Origin of the sequence: Streptomyces xiaopingdaonensis (genome assembly GCF_000262345.1) — a bacterium.
In the GTDB taxonomy this organism is placed as follows: Bacteria; Actinomycetota; Actinomycetes; order Streptomycetales; family Streptomycetaceae; genus Streptomyces; species Streptomyces xiaopingdaonensis.
Window position 1 is genome coordinate 1 of the sequence record NZ_AJTQ01000032.1, and the last position, 22809, is coordinate 22809.

Here is a 22809-nt window from a genome sequence, read left to right on the forward strand (position 1 = left end):
GCGTGGGCACCCTGCACCCCGCCAACATAGGCGAGAGGGGGCTGCGCTGTCCGCAATCCGACGTCCCGAACTTTGCCGATCAGCGGCGGTTCAGCCCTTCCTGACCTCGGCCTTGTCGATCACCACCGTCGCGTTGGGCGCGGTGTTGCCCGTCTGGGGGTCGGGGACGGAGCCGGCCTTCGCGATCTTCTTCAGTACGTCCATGCCACCGGTGATCTTGCCGAACGGCGTGTAGTCCGGCGGGAGTTGGGTGTCCTCGAAGACGAGGAAGAACTGACTGCCGCCGGAGTCGCGCCCCTTGTCCGCCTGCGCGTCGTACCTGTTCGCCATCGCGACGGTGCCCGCGGGGTACGTGTTCCCCTTCAGGCGCGGGTCCTTGAGGTTCTCGTCCGGGATCGTGTAGCCCGGGTCGCCCTCGCCCGTGCCCTTCGGGTCGCCGCACTGGAGGAGGCGGTCGTCGAGGAGGCGGTGGCAGGGGGTGTGGTCGAAGTAGCCCTCGCCGGTGAGGAAGTCGAAGGAGTTCACCGTGTGCGGCGCCTTCTCGGCGTCGAGGTCCAGGGTGATGTCACCGCAGGTGGTGGCGAGTTCCATGGTGTAGTCGGCGGAGGTGTCGATCTTCATCGCCGGCTCCTCCTTCCACGTCTTGCCGTTCGGCTTGCCCTTCGCCGGCTTGCCGCACGGATCGGGGGCCTCGGAGCTCGGGCTCGGCGACGGCGCCTCCTCCGCCTTGTTCTCCTCCTCGGAGGCGAAGCCGCCGGTGGCCGCGTAGGCGCCGAACGCCGAGAGGACGATCACCGCGCCGGCGGCGACCCCGATGTTGCGCATCCTCGCGCGCCGCCTGCGCTGGGCCCTCCGCTCCAGTTGGCGCCTGTGCTTGTCGCGGGCGAGCTGCTTCCTGCGCTGCTCACTGCTGACCACGGTCGTCTCCTTCGGGCGTGCGCGTGCCAGGGTTCGGCCACGTACGGTATACGGGTTTCCGCCGTGCGCCAGGGCGCCGGTAGGGTGTCCGTGCCGCCACGGAGCGCGGACGCCGGAAACGGCCGCTCGCGGCGCCGTCGCGGCGCCTCCCCACCGTCGACGATTGAAGGACGATCGTGCTCGTTGCCGGGTTCCCAGCAGGGGCTTGGGGCACCAACTGCTACCTCCTCGCGCCCGGAGCGGGCGAGGAGTGCGTCATCATCGACCCGGGCCACCAGGCCGCGGAGGGCGTCGCCGAGGCCGTGGCGAAGCACCGCCTGAAGCCGGTCGCCGTCATCCTCACCCACGGCCACATCGACCACACCGCCTCGGTCGTGCCCGTCTGCGGCGCGCACGGCGTCCCCGCCTGGATCCATCCGGCCGACCGCTACATGATGAGCGACCCGGAGAAGGGCATCGGGCAGGTCATCGGGCAGCCGCTGATGGGCGAGCTGACGATCGGGGAGCCGGACGACCTCGTCGAGCTCTCCGAGGGCGCCTCCCTCGAACTCGCAGGGCTCGAACTCTCCGTCGCCCACGCCCCCGGCCACACCAAGGGCTCGGTGACGTTCCGGCTCCCGGGCCAGGCCGCCTCCCCGGCGGGCGAGGAGTTCCCCTCCGTCCTGTTCTCGGGAGACCTGCTCTTCGCCGGCTCCGTGGGCCGCACCGATCTGCCCGGCGGCGACCAGGCCGAGCTCCTCCAGTCGCTCGCCCGCGTCTGCCTGCCGCTGGAGGACGAGACCGTGGTCCTCTCCGGGCACGGCCCCCAGACCACCATCGGCCGTGAACGCGCCACCAACCCCTTCCTGCGGGAGGTGGCCACCGGCGGCGGCGCAGAGGGCGTACCACCGCGACGAGGAATGTGACGAGAGAACCAGTGAGCACCTTCAAGGCCCCCAAGGGCACTTACGACCTGATCCCGCCCCGCTCCGCCGAGTACCTCGCGGTGCGCGAGGCGTTCGCCGCTCCGCTGCGCCGCGCCGGGTACGGCTACGTCGAGACGCCGGGCTTCGAGAACGTCGAGCTCTTCGCGCGGGGCGTCGGCGAGTCGACCGACATCGTGACCAAGGAGATGTACACCCTCACCACCAAGGGCGGGGACGAACTCGCCCTGCGCCCCGAGGGGACCGCCTCCGTGCTGCGTGGCGCGCTGGAGAACAACCTGCACAAGGCGGGCAATCTGCCCGTCAAGCTGTGGTATTCGGGCTCGTACTACCGCTACGAGCGCCCGCAGAAGGGCCGCTACCGGCACTTCTCGCAGGTGGGGGCCGAGGCGATCGGCACCGAAGACCCGTACCTCGACGCCGAGTTGATCATCCTGGCGCGCGACTCCTACCGCTCGCTGGGCCTGCGCAACTTCCGCATCCTGCTCAACTCGCTCGGTGACGCCAACTGCCGCCCCGCCTACCGCGCCCTGCTCCAGGAGCACCTCCGCGGCCTCGACCTCGACGAGGACACCCGCAGGCGGATCGACATCAACCCGCTCCGCGTGCTCGACGACAAGCGCGAGGCGGTGCAGCGCCAACTGACCGGTGCACCGCTCATGGCCGACCACCTGTGCGCCGAGTGCAAGGCGTACCACGAGCGCGTACGGGAGCTGCTCACGGCGGCGGGCGTCGACTTCGAGGACGACCCGAAGCTCGTGCGCGGCCTCGACTACTACACCCGCACCACCTTCGAGTTCGTCCACGACGGGCTGGGCTCGCAGTCGGCCGTCGGCGGCGGCGGACGGTACGACGGCCTCTCCGAGATGATCGGCGGCCCCGCGCTGCCCTCGGTCGGCTGGGCCCTCGGCGTCGACCGCACGGTGCTGGCGCTGGAGGCAGAAGGCGTCGACCTCCAACTCCCCGCCGTGACGCAGGTCTTCGGCGTACCGCTCGGCGAGGAGGCGACCGGGGAGCTCTTCGGGCTCATCACCCGGCTGCGGAGGGACGGCGTCGCCGCGGACCTCGCCTTCGGCGGAAAGGGCCTGAAGAACGCGATGAAGTCGGCCAACCGCTCGGGCGCACGCTACGCGCTGATCCTCGGCGAGCGGGACCTCGCCGAGGGCGTCGTGCAGCTCAAGGAGTTGGAGACGGGCGGGCAGGAGTCCGTCGCACTCGATCGTGTGGTGGCCGAAGTGCAGGCGAAGCTCGGGTCGCTTCCGACCCGTTGAGGCACAATGAGCGCTACCGGCGGCGCGACATCCGCTCATCCCGGTTGTCACCGCCGGTCACGCGTCAGACGGACCGACCGACGGGACCAACACCGCTATGACCACCACAGCACCGCACGACAACGCGCACACCACCGGCGGGAGTTCGCCCGGAAGCGCGGTCGGCGGTGGCCGGGTCTTCGCGTGGATGCTGATCCTCACCGGCGCCGCGGGGCTCCTCGCGTCCTGGGTGATCACGCTCGACAAGTTCAAGCTCCTCGAGGACCCGGACTTCACCCCGGGGTGCAGCCTCAACCCGGTCGTCTCCTGCGGCAGCGTGATGGAGAGCGAGCAGGCATCGGCGTTCGGGGCGCCCAATCCCATGATCGGCCTCGTCGCCTACGGCATCGTGATCGCCGTCGGCGCCTCGCTGCTCGCGGGCGCCCGCTTCCCCCGCTGGTACTGGCTGACGTTCAACGCCGGCACTCTCTTCGGCGTGGCCTTCTGCACCTGGCTGATGTACCAGTCGCTGTACGACATCGCAGCGCTCTGCCTCTGGTGCTGCCTCGCCTGGACAGCGACGATCATCATGTTCTGGTACGTCACCGCCCACAACGTGCGCCACGGCTTCCTCCCGGCGCCCGCTGCCGTGCGCTCCTTCGCCGAGGAGTTCACCTGGGTCCTGCCGGTGCTCCATCTCGGGGTCATCAGCATCCTGATCCTGACGCGCTGGTGGGAGTTCTGGACGAGCTGACCGAGGGGCCGGCTGTCGGCGGGGTCCTTTAGGGTTTCCGTCGTGGAGCCCGATCTGTTCACCGCCGCCGCGGAGGAGCGCCAGTCCAAGGACCCCTCCGCGAGCCCCTTGGCCGTAAGGATGCGCCCGCGCACGCTCGACGACGTCGTGGGCCAGCAGCACCTGCTGCGGCCGGGGTCGCCCCTGCGCCGCCTCGTCGGCGAGGGCGGCTCCGGCCCCGCCGGGACCTCCTCCGTGATGCTCTGGGGCCCTCCCGGCACCGGCAAGACCACCCTCGCCTACGTCGTGAGCCAGGCGACGGAGAAGCGCTTCGTCGAGCTCTCGGCGATCACCGCCGGGGTCAAGGAGGTCCGCGCGGTGATCGACGGAGCCCGCCGTTCCTCCGGCGCGTACGGCAAGGAGACCGTCCTCTTCCTCGACGAGATCCACCGCTTCAGCAAGGCCCAGCAGGACTCCCTCCTGCCGGCCGTGGAGAACCGCTGGGTCACCCTGATCGCCGCCACCACGGAGAACCCGTACTTCTCCGTCATCTCCCCGCTGCTCTCGCGCTCCCTGCTGCTCACCCTGGAGCCGCTCACCGACGACGACCTGCGCGACCTGCTCCGCCGCGCCGTCGCGGACGAGCGCGGGCTCGCCGGCGAGGTCGTGCTGCCGCAGGACGCCGAGGACCACCTGCTGCGGGTCGCGGGGGGAGACGCCCGCCGCGCGCTCACCGCGCTTGAGGCGGGCGCCGGCGCCGCGCTCGCCAAGGGCGGGAGCGAGGTCCGCCTGGAGATCCTGGAGGAGGCGGTCGACCGCGCCGCCGTCACCTACGACCGGGACGGCGACGCGCATTACGACGTCGCCAGCGCCCTGATCAAGTCGATCCGCGGGTCCGACGTGGACGCCGCCCTCCACTACCTCGCGCGCATGATCGAGGCCGGTGAGGACCCGAGGTTCATCGCCCGCCGCCTGATGATCTCCGCGAGCGAGGACATCGGCCTCGCCGACCCGACCGCGCTCCAGACGGCGGTCGCCGCTGCCCAGGCCGTCGCGATGATCGGCTTCCCCGAGGCGCGCATCACCCTCGGCCACGCCACCGTCGCGCTCGCCCTCGCGCCGAAGTCCAACGCGGCCTACCTGGCGACGGACGCCGCCCTCGCCGACGTCCGCGCGGGCGTCGCGGGCCCCGTCCCACCGCACCTGCGCGATAGCCACTACAAGGGCTCGCAGAAGCTCGGCCACGGCAAGGGCTACCAGTACCCGCACGATCTCCCGGGCGGCATCGCCCCCCAGCAGTACGCCCCCGACGAACTGCACGGCAAGGAGTACTACCACCCCACCCGCCACGGCGCCGAAGCCCGCTACGCGGACGTCGCAGCCCGAGTCCGCGCACACCTGCGGGGAAGGGCGGGCGACGAGGACCGGGGCTGACCCGCGGGTTCTCAGCCCCGCGCCGCACGCAGCAGTTCGTGCATCGCCGTACGCAACTCCCGCACGGTCGCGACGGGTTCGGGAAACTCGAACCGCGCGTCGAAGCACCGTCCCGTCCGGCAGAACCGCACCCGCAACCCGTGCCGGTCCAGGGCGAGCGGGACGGCCGACGCCTGGAGGTCCGCCGGTTCGCACTCGCTGCCCTCGGTGCACACGAGCGAGGCGAGCGACCCGATCTGCTCGGGGTGGGAGGTGGCGAGATGCTGGAGCAGCTCGGCCTCGTGGCGTACGAGGGGATCGGGCGCCGCCTCGGCGAGCTCGTCGGGCTCCACCTGCTCCGCGCCCCACAGGTCGTCGACGGCGGCCTCGCCCACCTCCAGGCGCAGCAGCTCGTGGTCGCTCTCGGACGGCGCGCCCCAGGGGTTCTCGGCGGCGAGCAGCCGCGTCGCCTCCTCGTGTTCCTCCTCCGGTACGGCGGTGAGCCAGCCGACGATCCACGCTCGTCCGCGGATGCGCTGCGGGACGGAGACGGGCGCCACGTCCGTGATCTCCATCACGGCGGTCAGCTCGTCCCCCCTCGCCAGGCGCGCGGCCCGAACTGCCGCCGCACGCGCGGAAACGAGCATCAGCACGCTTCCGTCGGGGGCGATGGTGCGTAGCTCCGGGGAGGCGTCGCCGCCCCCGGGGGCGCTCTCCTCTGGTCCGGGGACGGTGAGCACCGCGGATACGCTGGAGTGCACGAGGGTTCGTACGCGCTCGGCGGCTTCGGGTCGCCGGGCCTCCGGCGCGGGACGCGGCTGACCTCCCTCGGCATCGGTGCCGGGCAGGGGACTCCCAGGTCGGAACATGCGATCTCCTCGGCTAAGGTAAGGCTCACCTAACTTACAACGGAGGTCCGTTCAACGTGAACCAGTCGCGTCCCAAGATCAAGAAGTCGCGTGCGCTCGGCATCGCCCTGACGCCGAAGGCCGTCAAGTACTTCGAGCAGCGTCCCTACCCGCCGGGCGAGCACGGCCGCGGGCGCAAGCAGAACAGCGACTACAAGGTCCGGCTCCTGGAGAAGCAGCGGCTGCGTGCGCAGTACGACATCAGCGAGCGGCAGATGGTCCGTGCGTACGACCGCGCGCAGAAGATCGACGGCAAGACGGGCGAGGCGCTCATCATCGAGCTGGAGCGCCGCCTCGACGCCCTCGTGCTCCGCTCCGGGCTGGCACGCACCATCTACCAGGCCCGGCAGATGGTCGTCCACGGCCACATCGCAGTGAACGACCGGAAGGTCGACAAGCCCTCCTTCCGCGTCCGTCCCGACGACGTCGTGACCGTCCGCGAGCGCAGCAAGCAGAAGCACCCCTTCCTGGTGGCCCGCGAAGGCGGCTACGCAGGCGAGGGGGAGACGCCGCGCTACCTGCAGGTCAACCTGCCGGCCCTCGCCTTCCGGCTCGACCGTGACCCGAACCGCAAGGAGATCCCGGTCGTCTGCGACGAGCAGCTCGTCGTCGAGTACTACGCACGCTGACGTCGGCGACCCCGCAGGCAACCGGCACCGTCCGGCGGGACGCGCCCGGTCGGTCCGGGCCCGCGGGGAGCGTCGGGGGTTCAGCCCGGCGCCGTGCCCCGGCCCGTTGCCGTGCCGCCGCGTCGAGCGGCCGCACCGGCAGCGGGCCTTCGCCGTTCCGGCCCGATGCCGGCCTGCGGTGGCTCGGGGCTCGGCACCGTGCCCGCGCGCTCGACCTCGCGCGCGAGCGCTCCCGAGACGCCCAGGCGTACGCCCCTCGCTCGCGCGGCTTCGAACTCCTCGGGGCCGAGGGCGGTGACGAGTCTCGTACGGCAGGTCCGGCTGAGGTGGGCGCAGTGCGCCGAGCCGAAGTGCCTGGCGCCCACCGCGTCCCAACCGGCGTCCGCGGCGCCGAGGAGCTCGGCCGCATGCTGCGGCTCCTCGTCGCAGGCGAGCGCCGAGAGGAGCTCCGCGGCGACGGCCATGCCGGGGAGGTCGCCGAAGCGGAGCGCGACCGCGGCCGAGCCGAGGGCGGCGCGGAGCGCCTGCGGCGCGTCGCCGCGCACGAGGTGGACGTAGCCGAGGGTGCGCTGCGCGCAGGCCCAGGCCCAGTGGTCGTGGCTGTCGCCCGCGACCTCGGCCGCCTCCTGGGCGAGTCCCCGCGCGGTCTCCCACTCCCCGCGCGCGGCGTGCGCCTGGGCGAGTCCGACCTGCGTCAGGATCACCCAGGTGTCGAACTCGCCGAGCCGGCGGTAGCGGTCCATCGCCTCGGCGAGGGCGGCCTCCGCGGCGTGCGGGTCGCCCTGGACGAGGCGGAGGCAGCCCAGTCCGTGCGCCGCGTGGGCGATGGTGGCGCCGTGCCCCGACTGCCCTGCCAGGTGCCGGCATTCGTCGAGGAGGCGCTCCGCCGCGTCGTCCTCTCCCTGAGCCAGTGCGAGCAGGCCGCGGACCCACAGCGCCTTGGCGCGCACCGCGGCGCGCGTACCGGGGGCGGCGAGTGCGCGATCCAGCCAGTGCGCGCCCTCGCGCTGCCGCCCGCACCCGATCCAGAGGAACCAGAGCGCGCCGGCGAGGAACTGCGCGAGGTCGGCGTCCTCGGGGTCACCGGTGCCGCACTCCAGGGCGGCGCGGAGGTTCCGCAGCTCCTGCGCCGCACGGGTCACCGTCTCCTGCTGCCGCGGACCGAACCAGTCGAGCTCCGAACGGGCGCCGACGCCGACGTACCAGTCCCGGTGCCGGCGTCGACGCGTATCGCCCTCGCCCAGCCGCTCCAACCACTCGGCGCCGTACGCGCGCACCGTCTCCAGCAGGTGGTAGCGGGCCTGGCCCCGGGCGCCGAGTCCGGGGGAGCGCATGACGACGGACTGGGCCACCAGGCCGTCCAGGGTGTCGAGCACCCGTGCGCTCGGGAGGTCCTCGTCGGAGCAGAGGTACTCGGCCGCCTCCAGGTCGAACTCGCCTGCGAAGACGGAGAGTCGAGCCCACAGCAGCCGCTCCCGCGGGGAACAGAGCTGGTGGCTGAGGCCCACGGCGGTGCGCAGGCTCCTGTGGTGTTCCGGGCCCGCCCGCGTGCCGCACTCGAGCACGTCGAACCGGTCGGTGAGGCGCTCGTGCAGCTGCCCTGGGGAGAGCGCCCGCAGCCGGTGTGCGGCGAGTTCGATCGCGAGCGGGAGACCGTCGAGGTCTCGGCAGACGTCGGCGAGGACGCCCGGCGGCGCCGCGTCGGCCTGGTGGGAGGGGACGCCGGCGGCGCGCTCGGCGAGGAGCGAGACGGCCTCGTCCTCGGGGAGCGGCGGCACCACGCAGACGCGTTCGCCCGGTGCGTCGAGCGGGCGCCTGCTCGTGGCGAGGATGCGTACCGTGCCGCTGTGCTCGAGGAGCCGGACGAGGAGCGCGGTGCACTCCGCGTCGAGTCGCTCGCACCCGTCGAGCACCAGCAGCGAGGCGGGGGCCTGCGGCGCCGTACCGGTGCGGAGCGCCGCGAAGTCCCGCAGACGGGAGCGGAGTTGGGGCGCCGTCGCGGTGTGCGAGACGTCGAGGTGCCAGACGCCGCCGGTGAACCGATCCTGCGCCGCGGTGGCCGCGTGCTGGGCGAGGCGGGACTTGCCGACTCCGGCGGTACCCGTGAGCGTGACCAGGCGGGCGTGCTCCACGAGGCCGCTGAGCAGCCGGAGTTCGGCGCCGCGTCCCACGAACGCGTCGAGCGGGAGGGGCAGGTTGCCGCGAGCGCCCGGCGGCCGGTCCTGCGGCCGGGGTGCCGAGTCCTCGAAGAGTCGCAACAGGGTGCCCATGGGAGACGGAGAGTATCGGCCAGGTAGCCGACCGTACAATCGCCCCGAACGACCAGCTGCAATATGGCGATCGACTCGGCGGGGCTCGCCCTGCGGCGGGCGGGAATCCGGTGGGGGAGTGTCGGTCGGGCGCGATAGGGTCGGCACTCCGGCGCCGTGGCGGGGAGTTCGGGCGGCGACCGTGTCGAGAAGGTCGAGATCCTAGGGAAGCGGTGCGGCGTGTCCGGTGGAGAAGTAGCCGGCCTGCTGGTCGCGGTCTTCTGGGCGATCCTGGTGTCGTTCCTCGCAGTCGTGCTGGTGAGGCTCGCGCAGACGCTCAGGGCGGCGACGAAGTTGGTCAACGGCGTGACGGAGCAGGCAGTCCCCCTGCTCGGCGAGGCGTCTGCGACGGTCCGCTCCGCGCAGACCCAGCTCGACCGCGTCGACGCCATCGCGACCGACGTCCAGGAGGTCACCTCCAACGCCTCCGCGCTCTCCTCGACCGTCTCCACCACTTTCGGGGGACCCCTCGTCAAGGTTGCGTCCTTCGGGTACGGCGTGCGCAGGGCGCTCGGCCGCAAGAAGGCCGAGCCGCCGCAGCGCCGCGTCGTGCTGGGCCGTACGCTGCCCCAGCCGAGGCGCGGGAGGCCGCGCGAGGACCGCAACGAGCGCCGCAGCGGGCGCGGTAAGGGGTGAACAGCCGTGTTCCGAAGGGCCTTCTGGTTCACCACCGGAGCCGCGGCCGGCGTCTGGGCCACCACCAAGGTCCAGCGCAAGCTGCGTCAACTCGCCCCCGACGCGCTCGCGGTGCGCGCCGCGGACAAGGCCGTCGAGGGCGGGGAGCGCCTCCGCGGCTTCGCGCTCGACGTGCGGGCCGGGATGGCCCGCCGCGAGGAGGAGCTGAACGAGGCGCTCGGGCTCAACGCCCCCGTCGACGCCGCGCCCCCGCCCAGGGTGCTGCCCGCCCTCGGGCAGCACCGCGCCCCCACCACCAACCCGCACGACCGGAATGAGGACCACTGATGGAGTCGGCTGAAATCCGCCGCCGCTGGCTGCGCTTCTTCGAGGAGCGGGGGCACGCAGTCGTGCCGTCGGCGTCGCTGATCGCGGACGATCCGACGCTGCTCCTGGTCCCCGCCGGCATGGTCCCCTTCAAGCCGTACTTCCTCGGCGAGGTCGCAGCGCCGTGGCCCCGCGCCACCAGCGTGCAGAAGTGCGTCCGCACGCCGGACATCGAGGAGGTGGGCAAGACCACGAGGCACGGCACCTTCTTCCAGATGTGCGGCAACTTCTCCTTCGGCGACTACTTCAAGGAAGGCGCCATCAAGCTCGCCTGGGAGCTGATGACGACGCCGCAGGAGGACGGCGGCTACGGCCTCGACCCGGAGCGCCTCTGGATCACCGTCTACCTGGAGGACGAGGAGGCCGAGCGGATCTGGCGGGACGTCGTGGGCGTCCCCGAGGAGCGCATCCAGCACCTCGGCATGGAGGAGAACTACTGGTCGATGGGCGTGCCGGGACCGTGCGGCCCGTGCTCGGAGATCAGCTACGACCGCGGTCCGGAGTTCGGCGAGGCCGGCGGCCCCGCCGTCAACGACGAGCGGTACATCGAGCTGTGGAACCTCGTCTTCATGCAGTACGAGCGGGGCGAGGGCAGCGGCAAGACCGACTTCGAGATCCTCGGGGACCTCCCGAAGCAGAACATCGACACGGGGCTCGGCCTCGAGCGGCTCGCGATGATCCTGCAGGGCGTGCAGAACATGTTCGAGGTGGACACCACCCGCCTCATCATTGACCACGCAGGCGAACTCACCGGCGTGCGCTACGGCGAGGACGAGCAGCAGGACGTCTCGCTCCGCGTCGTGGCCGACCACATCCGCACCTCGATCATGCTCATCGGGGACGGCGTCACGCCGGGCAACGAGGGCCGCGGATACGTCCTGCGCCGCATCATGCGCCGCGCGATCCGCAACATGCGCCTGCTCGGCGCCAAGGGCCCGACCGTCGCCGAGCTCACCGACGCCGTCATCCGCGCGATGGGCCCGCAGTACCCCGAGCTCGTCGAGGACCGCAGGCGGATCGAGACGGTCGCCCTCGCCGAGGAGGCCGCCTTCCTCAAGACGCTCAAGGCCGGCACCAACATCCTCGACGCGGCCGTCACCGAGACGAGGAAGAGCGGCTCGAACGTCCTCCCGGGCGACCAGGCGTTCCTGCTCCACGACACCTGGGGCTTCCCGATCGACCTCACGCTGGAGATGGCGGCCGAGCAGGGCCTCAGCGTCGACGAGCAGGGCTTCCGCCGCCTGATGAAGGAGCAGCGGGAGCGCGCCAAGGCCGACGCGCAGGCGAAGAAGCAGGGCCACGCCGACCTCAGCGCCTACCGCGAGATCGCCGACGCCGCCGGCGGAACCGACTTCACCGGCTACACGGACACGGCCGACGAGGCGACCGTCGTCGGCCTCCTCGTCGACGGCCTCCCCTCGCCCGCGGCGCACGAGGGGGACGAAGTCGAGGTCGTCCTCGACCGCACCCCGTTCTACGCCGAGGGCGGCGGCCAGCTCGCCGACACCGGGCGCATCAGGCTCCACAACGGCGCCCAGGTCGAGGTGCGCGACGTCCAGCAGCCCGTCCCCGGCGTCAGCGTGCACAAGGGCGTCGTCACCGTCGGCGAGATCACGGTCGACGCCCCCGCCTACGCCGAGATCGACGCCACCCGCCGCCGCTCCATCGCCCGCGCGCACAGCGCCACCCACCTCACCCACCAGGCGCTGCGCGACGCGCTCGGCCCGACGGCGGCGCAGGCCGGCTCGGAGAACGCCCCCGGCAGGTTCCGGTTCGACTTCGGTTCGCCGACGGCCGTCCCCGGCTCCGTGCTCACCGACGTCGAGCAGCAGATCAACACCGTCCTCGCCCGTGAACTCGACGTCCAGGCCGAGTACATGGGCATCGACGAGGCGAGGAAGCAGGGCGCGCTCGCGGAGTTCGGGGAGAAGTACGGGCAGACGGTCCGCGTCGTCACCATCGGCGACTTCTCCAAGGAGCTCTGCGGCGGCACCCACGTCCACAACACGGCGCAGCTCGGCCTCGTGAAGCTCCTCGGGGAGTCGTCGATCGGGTCGGGGGTGCGCCGCGTCGAGGCGCTCGTGGGCGTCGACGCCTATCAGTACCTCGCGCGGGAGCACACCGTCGTCTCGCAGCTCACCGAGCTCCTCAAGGGGCGGCCCGAGGAGCTCCCCGAGCGGGTCTCCGGCATGCTCGGCCGGCTGCGGGAGGCCGAGAAGGAGATCGAGCGGTTCCGTGCCGAGAAGGTTCTCCAGGCGGCCGGAGGTCTCGCCGAGGGCGCGAAGGACGTGCGCGGCACCGCGCTCGTCGCCGCCCGCGTCCCCGACGGCACGGCCGCCGACGACCTGCGCACCCTCGTCCTCGACGTACGCCAGCGCCTCGGCAGCCGCCCGGGCGTGGTGGCGCTCTTCGCGGTGACGGGCGGGCGGCCGCTCACGGTCGTCGCCACCAACGAGGCAGCGCGCGAACTCGGCCTCAAGGCGGGCGACCTGGTGCGCACCGCGGCGAAGACGCTCGGCGGCGGTGGCGGCGGCAAGCCCGACGTCGCGCAGGGCGGCGGCCAGAACCCGGAGGCGGTCGACGAGGCGGTCGGCGCCGTCGAACGGCTCGTCGCGGAGGCCGGCTCCTGATGCGACGCGGCAGGCGCCTCGGCGTCGACGTGGGGGACGCCCGGATCGGGGTCGCCAGCAGCGACCCCGACGGGCTCCTGGCGACCCCGGTGGAGACGGTGCCGGGCAGGGACGTCCCCGCTGCGCGGCGCCGACTCGTCGCGCTCGTGGCGGAGTACGAGCCGCTGGAGGTGGTGGTCGGCCTTCCGCGTTCGCTGAGCGGGGGAGAGGGGCCGGCCGCCGCCAAGGTGCGGGGTTTCGCTGAGGAGTTGGCGAAAGCGGTCGCGCCGGTGGCGGTGCGCCTCGTCGACGAGCGGATGACGACGGTGAGCGCGGCGCAGTCGATGCGCGCCTCCGGGGTCAGTACGAAGAAGGGCCGCTCGCGCATCGACCAGGCCGCCGCCGTGGTCATCCTCCAGACCGCGCTGGAGACGGAGCGCACCTCGGGCGGGGCCCCGGGGGAGTGCGTCGAAGTGGTTGTCTGATCGCGGTACGGTAACGTTCCGCCGGAACAACGGCAGTCTCCCGAACAGCACTTGCACAGCGCCGGGTGAGGAACCCCGCGCATATCGCGCACACCGTCGGCTGCCGTGTCGGCGCAAGGGGATCGATGACTGAGTATGGCCGGGGGCCCGAATCACAACCGTGGGACCCCGACGACCCGCTCTACGGAGACGGGCAGTTCGGCGCCGGATACCCCGGCGACTACCGGCAGGGCTGGCAGCAGGCGCCGTACGGCACCGAGGGCCACTACTCGGGATACCCCTCGTACCAGCCGCAGCAGCCCTATCCGCTGCAATACCAGGTACCGCAACAGTACGACCCCTACCCGACCGATCCGGCCAATCCCGGCCAGTACCAGGGCGGTTGGCCCCAGGGCGTCCCGTACGACCAGCAGTACGGCGCTCAGTATCCGGCCCAGCACCCCGGGGACCCGTACGGCACGGGTGAGCACCCTGCGTACTATCCCGAGCAACAGCAACAGCAACAGCAACAGCAACACCAGTACCAGCACCCGGAGCCCGGCTACCCGCAGCCGGACCCGGACACCGGCTGGGACCCGGGCCCCGACCAGGGCGAGAGCGCGTTCTTCGGCGGACGCGACGAGGAGGCGGAGGCCGAGGACGACGGCGAGGTGCCGCGCGGCGGCAAGAAGCGCAAGCGGCGCGGCGGTTGTGCCTGCTTCGTCGTCTCGTTGCTCGTCGTCGGCGGAATCGGCACCGTCGGTTACTTCGGCTGGGGTTTCTATCAGGCTCGTTTCGCGTCGGCCCCGGACTACGAGGGCGACGGCGCGGGCGAGATCCAGGTCGAGATCCCGGACGGCGCCGTCCTCAGCGACATGGGCAGACTCCTCACGAAAGAGGACGTGGTGAAGAGCTCGGGCGCCTTCGTCGAGGCGGCCGAGGCCGACGAGAAGGCGCAGGCGATCCAGCCGGGCACCTACACGCTGCGCAAGCGGATGTCCGGCGAGGCGGCCGTGGCGATGATGCTCGACCCGCAGAGCCAGAACGGTTTCATCGTCGCCGAGGGGCTGCGCGCCAGCAAGATCTACCAACTCGTCGACGAGAAGCTGGAGGTTTCGAAAGGGACGACGAAGAAGGCCGCCAATTCCGGTGACATCGGGCTGCCTTCATGGGCGGAAGGCAAGCCGGAGGGGTTCCTCTTCCCGTCCAAGTACAGCGTCGGCCGGAACACCGACCCCGAAGACCTGCTGCGGCAGATGGTCAAGCGGGCCGAGGCGGAGTACGAGAAGGTCGGCCTCACCAAGGAGGCGAAGAGGGTCGACCGGTCGCCGCGGGAGGTGATCACGATCGCCTCTCTCATCCAGGCGGAGGCGCAGCAGGACCACGAGTTCGGCAAGGTCTCCCGGGTGATCCACAACCGCCTCGACGAGCCGATGGCGCTCGGCTTCGACTCCACGATCAACTACGCGCTGGGCCGCTCCACCCTCAACACCACGGTCCAGGACACGCGTTACCCCTCGCCGTACAACACCTACCTCCACCGGGGGCTGCCGCCCGGGCCGATCTGCAACCCCGGCCACCAGGCGATAGAGGCGGCGCTGAAGCCGACGAAGGGCAACTGGCTCTACTTCGTCACGGTCAAGGCCGGCGACACCCGCTTCACCGACAGCAAGTCCGAACACGACCGCAACGTGCAGGACTTCAACGAGGAACAGCGCAAGGAAAGGGAGAACGGCGACTGATGTCCGACCGACACCACCCCGCCCACCGCCGCAACCGCGCCGCCGTCCTCGGGTCCCCGATCGCGCACAGCCTCTCGCCCGCCCTGCACCGTGCGGCGTACGAGGCGATGGGCCTCGCCGACTTCCGCTACGAGCGCCACCGCGTGGAGGAGGACGCACTCGCGGGGTTCCTGGAGGGGCTCGGCCCCGAGTGGGCAGGGCTGTCATTGACGATGCCGCTCAAGCGCGCCGTGATTCCGCTCCTCGACGAGGTGAGCGCGACGGCCGCTTCCGTGGAGGCCGTCAACACCGTTGTCTTCACCGAGGACGGGCGCCGGGGCGACAACACCGACATCCCCGGCCTGGTCGCCGCGCTCGCCGAGCGGGGCGTCGGCGCGGTGGAGGAGGCGGTGGTGCTCGGCGCGGGCGCCACGGCCTCCTCGGCCGTCGCCGCGCTGGGACGGATGGGGGTGCCCGCGGTGACGGCGTACGTGCGCGGACCCGAGCGGGCGCGGGAGATGCGCGGCTGGGGCGAGCGGCTGGGCGTCGAGGTGCGGACCGAGGAGTGGGCGCGCGCCGCGTCCGGGCTTGCCGCACCCCTGGTCGTCTCGACGACGCCGGCGGGCCCGACCGCCGAACTCGCCGACTCCGTACCGCGCAGCCCCGGCGTCCTCTTCGACGTCCTCTACGACCCCTGGCCGACGCCGCTCGCCGCCGCCTGGTCCGCCGCCGGCGGCCCCGTCCTCGGCGGCCTCGACCTCCTCGTCCACCAGGCCGTGTTGCAGGTGGAGCAGATGACGGGGGAGGGCCCTGCACCTGCGGAGGCGATGCGCAAAGCCGGCGAAGAGGCGCTGCGCGCCGGGTAGCTGAGGGCTGCGCGCCGGATAGCTGAGGGCTGCGCGCCGGGTGGCTGAGGGCTGCGCGCCGGGTGGCTGGGCACTGTGTGCCGAGTAGCTGAGGCGCTGCGCCCCGAGCAATTCCGACCGCACCACGGTCAACTCCGGTCACCCACCGTCACCGTACGCCCCACCCCACCGGTCGGCCACCAACCCCTCGCCGCACCCGCCCCAGTTGACCGCCCGCCCCACTCCGCACGCGCCCCGGCACCGTCCGGCTGCCGGACCGTGCCCTCGCCGCGTCCGCGGGCGTGAAAGGATCGGGGCGAGTATCCGGCGGGAGTAGGACGCGCCGTCGAAGGCGCGGGAGCAGGAGTGGCGTTGAGCAGGTTGCGCTGGCTGACGGCGGGGGAATCGCACGGCCCCGCGCTCGTCGCGACGCTGGAGGGGCTGCCCTCGGGGGTGCCGGTCACGACGAAGGCGGTGGCGGACGAGCTGGCGCGGCGGCGGCTCGGCTACGGCCGCGGTGCCCGGATGAAGTTCGAGCAGGACGAGGTGACCTTCCTCGGCGGCGTCCGGCACGGGCGCACCCTCGGCTCACCGGTCGCGATCATGGTCGGCAACACCGAGTGGCCGAAGTGGGAGAAGGTCATGTCCGGGGACCCGGTCGACCCGGCCGAGCTCGCCGAACTGGCGCGCAACGCGCCGCTCACCCGCCCCCGTCCCGGCCACGCCGACCTCGCCGGCATGCAGAAGTACGGCTTCGACGAGGCGCGCCCCGTGCTGGAGCGCGCCTCCGCGCGCGAGACGGCGGCGCGGGTAGCGCTCGGCGCCGTGGCGCGCGCCTACCTGAAGGAGACGGTGGGCGCCGAAATCGTCTCCCACGTCGTGGAGTTGGGCGGTGCGGCGGCCCCGGCGGACGGCCCACTCCCCGTGCCGGGCGACGTCGAGCGGCTCGACGCCGACCCGGTCCGCGCCCTCGACAGCGAGGCGAGCGCCGCGATGGTCGCCGAGATCGATCAGGCGCACAAGGACGGCGACACCCTCGGCGGCGTCGTCGAGGTCGTCGCGCACGGCCTCCCCGTCGGCCTCGGCTCGCACGTCCACTGGGACCGCAGGCTGGACTCGCGGCTCGCCGGCGCCCTCATGGGCATCCAGGCGATCAAGGGCGTCGAGCTCGGCGACGGCTTCGACCTCGCACGCACCCCCGGCTCCCGTGCGCACGACGAGATCACCGCGGGCCCCGAGGGCATCGGCCGCGCCTCGGGCCGCTCGGGCGGCACGGAGGGCGGCCTGTCGACGGGCGGTCCGCTGCGGGTGCGCGCCGCGATGAAGCCGATCGCCACCGTCCCCCGCGCGCTCGGCACCGTGGACGTCGCCACGGGCGAGCCGGCCAAGGCACACCACCAGCGCTCCGACGTCTGCGCCGTGCCGGCGTCGGGCATCGTGGCCGAGGCGATGGTGGCGCTCGTCCTCGCCGACGCCGTCGCGGAGAAGTTCGGCGGCGACAGCGTGGAGGAGACGCGGCGCAACGTCACCGGCTTCCTGGAGAACCTGGAGATCAAATGAACGGAACACAACCACGGGAGCAGGGGCCCGCGGTGATCCTCGTCGGACCGATGGGCGTCGGCAAGAGCACGGTGGGCGCGCTCCTCGCCGAGCGCCTCGGGCTCCCCTCCCGCGACACCGACGAGGACGTCGTGGCACGCGCGGGAAAGCCGATCTCCGAGCTCTTCCTCGACGAGGGCGAGGACCACTTCCGCGCCCTGGAGCGCGAGGCCGTCGCCGAGGCGCTCGCCGACCACAAGGGCGTGCTGGCGCTCGGCGGCGGCGCCATCCTCGACGCCGGCACCCGCCGGCTCCTCGCCGGACGCCCCGTCTTCTACCTGGAGATGGGCGTCGCCGAGGCGGTCAAGCGGGTCGGCCTCGACGCCCCGCGCCCCCTGCTGATGATCAATCCGCGCCGGCAGTGGCGCGCGCTCATGGACGAGCGCAGGCCGCTCTACGTCGAGGTGGCGCGCGCGGTGGTCAGCGCGGAGGAGCGCACCCCCGCCGAGGTCGCGGACGAGATCCTCGGCCTGCTGGACACGACCGACGAGTCCGAAGGACTCCCCACGCCCCGGAGCATGGAATGAGCACGACCGAGACCACCCGGATCACCGTCGGCGGCGGCGACAGCGGCAGCCCGGCCTACGACGTCCTCATCGGGGAGCAGCTCCTCGGCGAACTCCCGGGCCTGCTCGGACAGCCGGACCGCACGGCACGGGTCGCGGTGATCCACCCCGAGGCGCTTGCCGAGACGGGTGAGGCGATCCGTGAGGACCTCGCGGCGCAGGGGTACGAGGCGATCGCCGTGCAGGTCCCCAACGCGGAGGAGGCGAAGACCGCCGAGGTCGCCGCGTACTGCTGGAAGGCGCTCGGCCAGACGGGGTTCACCCGCAGTGACGCGCTCGTGGGCGTGGGCGGCGGCGCCACGACCGACCTCGCGGGATTCGTCGCGGCGACCTGGCTCCGCGGTGTGCGCTGGGTCGCGGTGCCGACGACGGTCCTCGGCATGGTCGACGCCGCGGTCGGCGGGAAGACGGGGATCAACACCGCCGAGGGGAAGAACCTCGTCGGCGCCTTCCACCCGCCCGTCGGTGTCCTGTGCGACCTCGCCGCGCTCGGTTCGCTCGGCGTCCACGACTACGTCTCGGGCCTCGCCGAGGTCGTCAAGGCCGGCTTCCTCGCCGACCCGGCGATCCTGGAGCTGATCGAGAGCGACCCCGAGAGCTCCCGCGACCCGCGGGGCCCGCACACCGCCGAGCTGATCGAGCGTGCGGTCCGCGTCAAGGCCGACGTCGTCTCGCAGGACCTCGAGGAGTCCGGGCTCCGCGAGATCCTCAACTACGGCCATACGCTGGCGCACGCCATCGAGAAGAACGAGCGCTACGAGTGGCGGCACGGCGCCGCCGTCTCCGTCGGCCTCGTCTTCGCCGCCGAACTCGGCCGGATCGCGGGCCGGTTGGACGACGCGACGGCGGAGCGCCACCGCACCGTCCTCCAGGCGCTGGGGCTCCCGGTCACCTACCGCGGCGACCAGTGGCCCAAGCTGCTGGAGACGATGAAGGTCGACAAGAAGTCCCGCGGCAACCTGCTGAGGTTCATCGTCCTGGAGGGCCTCGGCAAACCGTCCGTACTGGAGGGCCCGGACCCGGCGATGCTCCTCGCCGCGCACGCGGAGATCGCCGCGTGAGCCGCCGGGTCCTCGTCCTCAACGGCCCGAACCTCGGCCGCCTCGGCTCCCGCGAGCCCGACGTCTACGGCTCCACCTCCTACGCCGGCCTCGTCGAGGAGTGCACCTCCCTCGGCCGCGAGCTCGACCTGGAGGTGGAGGTCCGCGAGACCAACGACGAGGGAGAGCTGATCCGCTGGCTCCACGAGGCCGCCGACGGCGAGTTCCCCGTCGTCCTCAACCCGGGTGCGTTCACGCACTACTCGTACGGCATGCGGGACGCCGTGTCGCAGCGCACGGCGCCGCTGATCGAGGTGCACATCTCCAACCCGCACGCGCGCGAGGAGTTCCGGCACACCTCGGTGGTCTCCGCGGTCGCGAGCGGCACGATCGCGGGCTTCGGCCTCGCCTCGTACGCACTGGCGCTGCGCGCGGTGGCGGAGCGGCTCACCTCGTGACGGCGGCTGGGGGCGCGCGGTGGGTGTGAGGCGTCAACTGCGCGCCGCCTGCGGGCACTCGGAGCCGGAGTCGTGCGTTCACACTGAGGTGCCCAGGAGCGGTACCGTTCGCTGTCGGCGTTCACACGGCGTTGCGGAGGCGGCGTCCGCACAACCGAGACGGAGTGGGTCCTGATGCACTACTACGGGGCGCGGCACCCCTCTCCGTACGGCTCTCCGCCCCCGTCGCCGGCGGCCTTCCCCTTCGTCCCCTCGGCGAGCGGCCCGGTCCCTCCGGCCCAACCGGGCCCGCCTCCGGCCCCCGCGCAGCCCCCGGCCGGCGTCCCGCACCAGGTCCCGCCCCCGACGCCGCTGGAGACGACGGGCCACATCGCCCTGCCCACGGGCGCCCCGGTGGAGATACCCGACCCGCCCGCCACCGCCCCGCTCGACGCCACCAGGGCGGCCGTCGCGGTGCTGCTCATCGGTCCGGCCGGCGCGGGCAAGACCTCCGTCGCCCGGCACTGGGCCGACCGCCGCGCCGTCCCCACCGCGCACATCAGCCTCGACGACGTCCGCGAGTGGGTCCGCTCGGGCTTCGCCGACCCGCGCACCGGTTGGAACGACCACTCCGAGGCCCAGTACCGCCTCGCGCGGCGCACCTGCGGCTTCGCCGCGCGCAACTTCCTCGCCAACGGCATCTCCTGCGTCCTCGACGACGCCGTCTTCCCCGACCGCCCCGTCGTCGGGCTCGGAGGCTGGAAGCGCCACGTCGGCCCCGGGCTCCTTCCCGTCGTCCTCCTCCCCGGGCTCGACGTCGTCCTGGAGCGCAACGCCGGCCGCACCGGCAACCGCCGTCTCACCGACGAGGAGGTCGCCCGTATCCACGGCCGCATGGCCGGCTGGTACGGCTCGGGGCTGCCGATCATCGACAACTCCCGCCAGGACGTCGCCAGTACGGCCCGGATGCTCGACGACGTCGTCGCCCGCAGCCTCGCCAGCCCGCCCGCCTGGTAGCGCCGGCGCGGCCCTTCCCGTCCGGTCGCCCGCACGGCCCCGCCCGAGCGGTGGTGCCCGCGGCACGCCCCTACGCTCGGCGTATGTCCGAGGTGCATGTCTCCCGCCGCGCGCGCTTGCGTGAGAGCTGCGCTGCCGAGGGCGGCCGGAATCCGGCGGACGCCGTGCTGGTCTCCCTGCCGTCCAACATCCGCTACCTCACCGGCCAGGCCGCCCCCGGCGCGGCCCTCCTCCTCGGCGCCGACGGCGAGGACACCCTCATCACCGCCCGCGCCGAGGACGCGGACCCCGGCCGCCCGCCGGCCGACGGTCTGCGTACCGCCGTCCTCGCGGCGAGCGAGGGCGATCCCGTCCTCGTCGCGGCGCAGTTCGCAGCGGAGTCGGGCGCCGGCTCGCTCGCCGTCGAGGAGCACCACCTCACCGTCGCGAGGCACCGCGGCCTCGGCCGCACTGCTCCGCACGTCCGCCTCGCCGACCTCGGCTGTGCGGTGGAGCAGCAGCGCGTCGTCAAGGACGACGAGGAGATCTCGGCGCTGCGGGTCGCCGCGGAGATCACCGATCAGGCGCTCGGCGAGCTGCTCGAGTCGATCCTCGTCGGCCGTACCGAGCGGCACCTCGCGCTGGAGCTGGAGCGCCGGCTCATCGACCACGGCGCCGAGGGTCCGGCGTTCCCCACCTCGGTCGCGACGGGCGCCAACGCGGGCCTCGCCGCGCACCGTCCGACCGACCGCAGGGTCGAGGAGGGCGACTTCCTCTCCGTTCGCCTCGGCGCCAACTACCACGGCTACCGCTGCCAGGTGGGCCGCACCTTCGTCATCGGAACGGCCCCCGAGGACTGGCAGATCGAGCTCTACGACCTCGTCTTCGCCGCTCAGCGCGCCGCCCGCGAGGCGCTGCTGCCCGGCGCGAGCTGCCGCGAGATCGACGGCGCGGCCCGTCGGGTCCTCGGGGACGCGGGGCATTCGGCGGCGCTCGGCCCGTCCACCGGTCACGGAGTGGGTCTGGAAATCGGTGAGGACCCTCGGCTCACTCCGGAGGCCATGAGTAGACTGGACGCTTGTGTGCCGGTCACTGTCGAACCGGGAGTCCATCTCCCGGGCAGGGGCGGTGTCCGGATCGATGACACTCTCGTCGTTCGCCCGCAGGCGGACGGCGGACCCGAGCTACTCACCATCACGACCAAAGAGCTGCTCGCACTCTGATCCGGCGGGGCCACCGCGGGCTCGGAGGCGCCGGCGGCTCTTCGGTCTTCCGCAGCAGCAGTCTCAGGAGATTCCTCGACCGTGGCATCCACGAACGACCTCAAGAACGGCATGGTGCTCAAGCTCGACGCCGACCAGCTCTGGTCCGTCGTCGAGTTCCAGCACGTCAAGCCCGGCAAGGGCCCGGCCTTCGTCCGCACCAAGCTCAAGAACGTGCTCTCCGGCAAGATCGTCGACAAGACCTTCAACGCCGGCACCAAGGTCGAGACGGCCACCGTGGACCGACGGAACATGCAGTACTCGTACAGGGACGGCGAGCACTTCGTCTTCATGGACATGGAGACGTACGACCAGATCCACGTCACCCCCGAGATCGCGGGCGACGCCGCCAACTACCTCCTCGAGGGCTTCGAGGCGACGGTCGCGATGTACCAGGGCAACCCGCTCTCGGTGGAACTCCCGGCCGCGGTCGAGCTCGTCATCGCGCACACCGAGCCCGGCGTGCAGGGCGACCGCTCCACCGGCGGCTCGAAGCCCGCCGAGCTGGAGACCGGTTACGAGGTCCAGGTCCCGCTCTTCATCACCACGGGCGAGAAGATCAAGGTCGACACCCGCAGCGGCGAGTACCTCGGCCGGGTGAACGGCTAACCGTGGCAGCTCGCAACAGGGCCCGAAAGCGCGCCTTCCAGATCCTCTTCGAGGCGGACCACCGCGGCGCCGACGTCCAGACCGTCCTCGCCGACTGGCTGCGGCACGCGCGGAACGACCCGCGCCAGCCGCCGGTCACGGAGTTCGCGATGGACCTCGTCGAGGGGTACGCGCGGCACGCCGCCCGGATCGACGAGCTCCTCTCCACGTACGCGGTGGACTGGACCCTCGACCGGATGCCGGACGTCGACCGCAGCATCCTGCGGCTGGGCGCCTACGAGCTGCTCTGGGTCGACGGCACTCCGGACGCGGTCGCCATCGACGAGGCGGTCCAGCTCGCCAAGGAGTTCTCGACGGACGACTCGCCGAGCTTCGTCAACGGCCTGCTCGGCCGACTCCTGGAGCTGAAGCCGAGCCTGCACCGCTGAACCGCGAGGCGCCGAGACCTCACACCGCTGCCCGCCGGACCCAGGGGTCCCGGCGGGCAGCGGTGTGTTCGGTACGACTTCTCCCGGGCGGTGCCTGCCGCCGCGGCCGTCACCGCCCGGCCCGCCGGCCGAGCCGACGGGCGGGGGG

The 22809-nt window shown here is 72.5% G+C and carries 22 protein-coding genes; 19 read left to right on the plus strand and 3 right to left on the minus strand.

What is annotated here, in order from left to right; all coding sequences use genetic code 11:
- Positions 1-90: 90 nt before the first annotated feature.
- Positions 91-918: a peptidylprolyl isomerase gene (locus UWG_RS0101730; RefSeq protein ID WP_016905478.1), complete on the minus strand. Its 828-nt coding sequence runs from the start codon at positions 916-918 to the stop codon at positions 91-93.
- Between the two features lie 176 nt (positions 919-1094).
- Here UWG_RS0101730 and UWG_RS0101735 point away from each other — a divergent pair, with 176 nt between their 5' ends.
- From UWG_RS0101735 to UWG_RS0101750, 4 genes are all read left to right on the plus strand, one after another.
- On the plus strand, positions 1095-1823 hold the full coding sequence (locus tag UWG_RS0101735) for an MBL fold metallo-hydrolase (RefSeq protein ID WP_016905479.1): 729 nt from the start codon (positions 1095-1097) through the stop codon (positions 1821-1823).
- Between the two features lie 11 nt (positions 1824-1834).
- A complete protein-coding gene (gene hisS / locus UWG_RS0101740) occupies positions 1835-3112 on the plus strand; it encodes a histidine--tRNA ligase (RefSeq protein WP_016905480.1) in 1278 nt (425 codons plus the stop codon).
- 97 nt (positions 3113-3209) lie between these two features.
- Positions 3210-3845, plus strand: coding sequence for a vitamin K epoxide reductase family protein (locus UWG_RS0101745; RefSeq protein ID WP_016905481.1), 636 nt, complete (start codon positions 3210-3212; stop codon positions 3843-3845).
- 42 nt (positions 3846-3887) lie between these two features.
- The gene (locus tag UWG_RS0101750; protein WP_016905482.1) at positions 3888-5258 is read left to right on the plus strand and encodes a replication-associated recombination protein A; all 1371 of its coding nucleotides are present in this window, start codon (positions 3888-3890) and stop codon (positions 5256-5258) included.
- Between the two features lie 11 nt (positions 5259-5269).
- Here UWG_RS0101750 and UWG_RS0101755 read toward each other — a convergent pair whose 3' ends face one another.
- Positions 5270-5998, minus strand: coding sequence for a DUF2470 domain-containing protein (locus UWG_RS0101755; RefSeq protein WP_016905483.1), 729 nt, complete (start codon positions 5996-5998; stop codon positions 5270-5272).
- Between the two features lie 164 nt (positions 5999-6162).
- Here UWG_RS0101755 and rpsD point away from each other — a divergent pair, with 164 nt between their 5' ends.
- Positions 6163-6774: a 30S ribosomal protein S4 gene (gene rpsD, locus UWG_RS0101765; RefSeq protein ID WP_016905485.1), complete on the plus strand. Its 612-nt coding sequence runs from the start codon at positions 6163-6165 to the stop codon at positions 6772-6774.
- A gap of 80 nt (positions 6775-6854) precedes the next feature.
- Here the strand turns inward: rpsD and UWG_RS0101770 are convergent, their stop codons facing one another.
- Positions 6855-9044, minus strand: coding sequence for an ATP-binding protein (locus tag UWG_RS0101770; protein WP_016905486.1), 2190 nt, complete (start codon positions 9042-9044; stop codon positions 6855-6857).
- A 219-nt stretch (positions 9045-9263) separates the two neighbouring features.
- On the opposite strand from UWG_RS0101770, the gene UWG_RS0101775 reads away from it, so the two are divergent.
- The 14 genes from UWG_RS0101775 to nusB all read left to right on the plus strand — a co-directional run bounded on the left by UWG_RS0101775 (position 9264) and on the right by nusB (position 22661).
- Entirely contained in the window at positions 9264-9719 is a 456-nt protein-coding gene (locus UWG_RS0101775) for a DUF948 domain-containing protein (protein ID WP_016905487.1), read from the plus strand.
- A 6-nt stretch (positions 9720-9725) separates the two neighbouring features.
- Positions 9726-10046: a DUF6167 family protein gene (locus UWG_RS0101780; RefSeq protein WP_016905488.1), complete on the plus strand. Its 321-nt coding sequence runs from the start codon at positions 9726-9728 to the stop codon at positions 10044-10046.
- A complete protein-coding gene (gene alaS / locus UWG_RS0101785; RefSeq protein ID WP_016905489.1) occupies positions 10046-12715 on the plus strand; it encodes an alanine--tRNA ligase in 2670 nt (889 codons plus the stop codon). The genes UWG_RS0101780 and alaS overlap by 1 nt, the downstream gene beginning before the upstream one ends.
- A complete protein-coding gene (gene ruvX / locus UWG_RS0101790; RefSeq protein WP_016905490.1) occupies positions 12715-13179 on the plus strand; it encodes a Holliday junction resolvase RuvX in 465 nt (154 codons plus the stop codon). The genes alaS and ruvX overlap by 1 nt, the downstream gene beginning before the upstream one ends.
- A 125-nt stretch (positions 13180-13304) precedes the next feature.
- Positions 13305-14900, plus strand: coding sequence for an endolytic transglycosylase MltG (mltG, locus tag UWG_RS0101795; protein ID WP_016905491.1), 1596 nt, complete (start codon positions 13305-13307; stop codon positions 14898-14900).
- On the plus strand, positions 14900-15745 hold the full coding sequence (locus tag UWG_RS0101800; protein ID WP_016905492.1) for a shikimate dehydrogenase: 846 nt from the start codon (positions 14900-14902) through the stop codon (positions 15743-15745). The genes mltG and UWG_RS0101800 overlap by 1 nt, the downstream gene beginning before the upstream one ends.
- Before the next feature lie 351 nt (positions 15746-16096).
- Positions 16097-17284, plus strand: coding sequence for a chorismate synthase (gene aroC, locus UWG_RS0101805; RefSeq protein ID WP_016905493.1), 1188 nt, complete (start codon positions 16097-16099; stop codon positions 17282-17284).
- Positions 17281-17850: a shikimate kinase gene (locus UWG_RS0101810; RefSeq protein ID WP_033195914.1), complete on the plus strand. Its 570-nt coding sequence runs from the start codon at positions 17281-17283 to the stop codon at positions 17848-17850. The genes aroC and UWG_RS0101810 overlap by 4 nt, the downstream gene beginning before the upstream one ends.
- Positions 17847-18950: a 3-dehydroquinate synthase gene (gene aroB / locus UWG_RS0101815; protein WP_016905495.1), complete on the plus strand. Its 1104-nt coding sequence runs from the start codon at positions 17847-17849 to the stop codon at positions 18948-18950. Before UWG_RS0101810 ends, aroB begins: the two co-directional genes overlap by 4 nt.
- A complete protein-coding gene (gene aroQ, locus UWG_RS0101820) occupies positions 18947-19387 on the plus strand; it encodes a type II 3-dehydroquinate dehydratase (RefSeq protein WP_016905496.1) in 441 nt (146 codons plus the stop codon). Before aroB ends, aroQ begins: the two co-directional genes overlap by 4 nt.
- 174 nt (positions 19388-19561) lie before the next feature.
- Positions 19562-20383 (plus strand): AAA family ATPase, encoded by an 822-nt coding sequence (locus tag UWG_RS0101825; protein WP_016905497.1) that lies wholly within the window; start codon positions 19562-19564, stop codon positions 20381-20383.
- Between the two features lie 83 nt (positions 20384-20466).
- Positions 20467-21585 carry an aminopeptidase P family protein gene (locus tag UWG_RS0101830; RefSeq protein WP_016905498.1) on the plus strand — a complete coding sequence of 373 codons (1119 nt, stop codon included), beginning with the start codon at positions 20467-20469 and terminating at the stop codon, positions 21583-21585.
- A gap of 81 nt (positions 21586-21666) precedes the next feature.
- On the plus strand, positions 21667-22233 hold the full coding sequence (efp, locus tag UWG_RS0101835) for an elongation factor P (protein WP_016905499.1): 567 nt from the start codon (positions 21667-21669) through the stop codon (positions 22231-22233).
- A gap of 2 nt (positions 22234-22235) precedes the next feature.
- Positions 22236-22661 (plus strand): transcription antitermination factor NusB, encoded by a 426-nt coding sequence (gene nusB / locus UWG_RS0101840; protein ID WP_016905500.1) that lies wholly within the window; start codon positions 22236-22238, stop codon positions 22659-22661.
- Positions 22662-22809: the final 148 nt, after the last annotated feature.